The organism is Micromonospora sp. I033 (genome assembly GCF_053890995.1).
The window spans coordinates 1-2,665 of sequence record NZ_JBSSLX010000367.1; the positions used below are offsets into that span (position 1 = coordinate 1).

At 73.0% G+C, this 2,665-nt stretch carries 3 protein-coding genes and 1 other RNA gene; 1 reads left to right on the top strand and 3 read right to left on the bottom strand.

Annotated features, from left to right (window positions below; translation table 11 throughout):
* Positions 1 to 240 (bottom strand): FBP domain-containing protein (locus tag ACW0Q9_RS30135; protein ID WP_456187103.1); only part of this gene is annotated, 240 nt, incomplete at its 3' end.
* Between the two features lie 60 nt (positions 241 to 300).
* On the opposite strand from ACW0Q9_RS30135, the gene ACW0Q9_RS30140 reads away from it, so the two are divergent.
* Complete coding sequence (locus ACW0Q9_RS30140) at positions 301 to 867, top strand: TetR/AcrR family transcriptional regulator (protein ID WP_456187105.1); 567 nt, start codon at positions 301 to 303, stop codon at positions 865 to 867.
* Between the two features lie 6 nt (positions 868 to 873).
* Here the strand turns inward: ACW0Q9_RS30140 and ACW0Q9_RS30145 are convergent, their stop codons facing one another.
* Both ACW0Q9_RS30145 and rnpB read right to left on the bottom strand, forming a co-directional pair.
* The gene (locus ACW0Q9_RS30145; protein WP_456187107.1) at positions 874 to 2,088 is read right to left on the bottom strand and encodes a PP2C family protein-serine/threonine phosphatase; all 1,215 of its coding nucleotides are present in this window, start codon (positions 2,086 to 2,088) and stop codon (positions 874 to 876) included.
* Between the two features lie 102 nt (positions 2,089 to 2,190).
* Positions 2,191 to 2,603: RNase P RNA component class A (gene rnpB / locus ACW0Q9_RS30150), an RNA gene on the bottom strand.
* Between the last annotated feature and the right edge of the window lie 62 nt (positions 2,604 to 2,665).

Sequence of the window (2,665 nt, forward strand, 5' to 3'; positions counted from 1 at the left end):
CATGCTGCGCCGGACCCGCCCGGCCTGCGGCGCCACCCGCAGCGCCACGCCGAGCAGCCCGGTGCCGGATTCGGCGACCAGGTAGGCCCGCTCCGCGGCGGCGGGGTCGCGCCAGCCGAGGAAGTCGAGGTCCGCCCAGGGGCGCTCGGCCAGATCCCGGGGCAGGGCCAGGCGCTTCGCCTCGCCCTTGGTGCAATTGACGAAGGAGGCCCGGATGGCGGGCTCGGACAGGGGTGTCATAGGCACTAGTCTAGACCTCCTAGGTAAATGACTAGACGATCTAGATGTGGAGTGGGGCACATGGCCCGTGGGCTGACGGTCGAACGCCTGACCCTGGCGGCGGCGGAGATGGCCGACGAGGTCGGCTTCGAGAACGTGACCGTCTCGGCGCTCGCCCGCCGGTTCGGGGTGAAGGACGCGAGCCTGTACTTCCACCTCCGGAACGCCCAGGAGCTGCGGGTCCGGGTGGCGATGCTGGCCCTCGCGGAGATGGCCGACCAGGCGGCCGACGCGCTCGCCGGCCGGGCGGGAAAGGACGCGCTGGTGGCCTTCGCCAACGCCTACCGCGACTACGCCACCCGGCACCCCGGCCGGTACGCCGCGGCACAGCTGCAACTCGACCGGGAGGCGGCGGAGGCGAGCGCGGCCCGGCGGCACGCGGAGATGACCCGGGCGATCCTGCGCGGCTACCGGCTCGCCGAGCCGGACCAGACGGACGCCGTGCGCCTGCTCCACAGCACCTTCCACGGCTACGTGTCGCTGGAGCGGGCGGGCGGCTTCCGCCACACCCCGCGTACGACGGATGCCAGCTGGTCCCGCACCCTCGACGCCCTGGACGCCCTGCTGCGGAACTGGCCGGCGGGGTGACGCCGGCTAGCCGGGCAGCCGGCGGACGGCCAGCACGGCGATGTCGTCGGCCGGTTGCTCGGTGTTCAGAGCCGCCATGATGGTGCCGGTCACGGTGTCGACGGAAGCCAGCGGCACGGCCGCGGTCAGCCGGGCCACACCCGCGTCGAACAGCTCCCCGCGACGCTCGACGAGGCCGTCGGTGTAGGCGACCAGGACCGAGCCGGGCGGGAAGTCGATCGTCGTGGTGCGCCTCGCCTGATCCCGGCTACCGGCACCGAGCGGCGGATCGATGTGCGCGTCGACCAGGGTGTTCGGCCGGCCGGGCGCGGCCAGCACGGGGCGCGGATGGCCGGCCACGGAGACGCGCAGCGTCCCCCGGTCGGGGGAGATCATCGCGTACAGCGCGGTGGTCAGGCTGCCGGCCTCGAAGTGGACCACCTTCCGGTCGAGCAGGGTGAGCGCCTCCGCCGGGTCGTCGCAGACCAGCGCGTAGGCGCGCAGCGCACTGCGGACCCGGCCCATCACGACGGCGGACTGGAGCCCGTGCCCGGAGACGTCGCCCACCACCACGCCCAGCCAGCCCGACGGTAGGCCGAAGACGTCGTACCAGTCGCCGCCGACGCCGGAGGCGTGGCCCGGGACGTACCGCCCGGCCAGCTCCAGGCCGGGCAGGCGGGGCAGCTCGGCGGGGATCAGGCTGCGTTGCAGGGCCAGGGCGGCGGCCTGGTCCAGGGTGTTCTCGCGGGCCCGGCTGGCCAGGCTGACGCGGTCGGCGACCAGTTCGAGCAGCTCGACGTCGTCGAGGGTGAACCGTCGGGGCGTCAGGGTGCCCACGTGCAGCACGCCGACGAGTTCGCCCCGGGCCATGATCGGCACGCCCAGGAGGGACCGCACCCCGGTCTGGATCAGCACCGGGTTGACCACGTTGTCGGACGTGACCGTCTGAATGATCACCGGTTGCCGGGTGAGCGCGACCTGGCCGGCGAACCCGCGGCCGACGGAGACCCGGAAACCCTGCCGGACCTCCTCCTCCAGCCCCCGGGCCGCGGTGGCCACCAGTTGCTGGGCGCGGACGTCGAGCAGGAGGATCGCCGCCGTGTCGACCTGGAGCAGGTCACGCACCCGGTCGAGCAGCTCGTCGAAGAGGTCGGCGACGTCGAGTCGGGACAGCGTGGCGTCGGTCACCGCCTGGATACGGCGCAACCGCTGCTCGTCCTGTCCGACCTCCGCCCGAACCACCCCACGATCCTAGTTGCGCCCCCGCACGTTCCGCTCCCGGCGAGTTTGCGGGACAAGGCGTCCCACCCGCCGGCGGAACCGGACATCGGGCCGTCAGGGCGACGGACGAGTCGACCTGTACGCCGGATTCTGTCACCGGCCCGCCCCGGGGGGCGCGGCCGGCGGCGGCCATCCATCTCGGCCTACCGTCGCCGGCAGGCTCCAGCGGCCTACCCGCAGACATCGGGCGGGCCGCCCTCAAGCGTCTGCGCGGGCTCGTCATCTTGCGGTGACGGCCCTTTCTTGGCCTTGCTCCGGGTGGGGTTTACCGAGCCATCCCGGTCACCCGGGATGCTGGTGGGCTCTTACCCCACCGTTTCACCCTTACCGTCCCGTATCGGGCCGGCGGTCTGTTTTCTGTGGCACTGTCCCGCGGGTCACCCCGGGTTGCCGTTAGCAACCACCCTGCCCTGTGGAGTCCGGACGTTCCTCGGCGACGGGCCGAAGCCCGTCGACGCGACCGCCCGGTCGACTCGTCCGTCGCGCCCTCATCCTAACGACGCCGCCCCCGCCCCCACCTCCTTCCCCTTATCCACAC

Excerpts from the sequence above, each read along its gene's own strand:
- ACW0Q9_RS30140 (WP_456187105.1), top strand. The coding sequence starts at position 301 with ATGGCCCGTGGGCTGACGGTCGAACGCCTGACCCTGGCGGCGGCGGAG.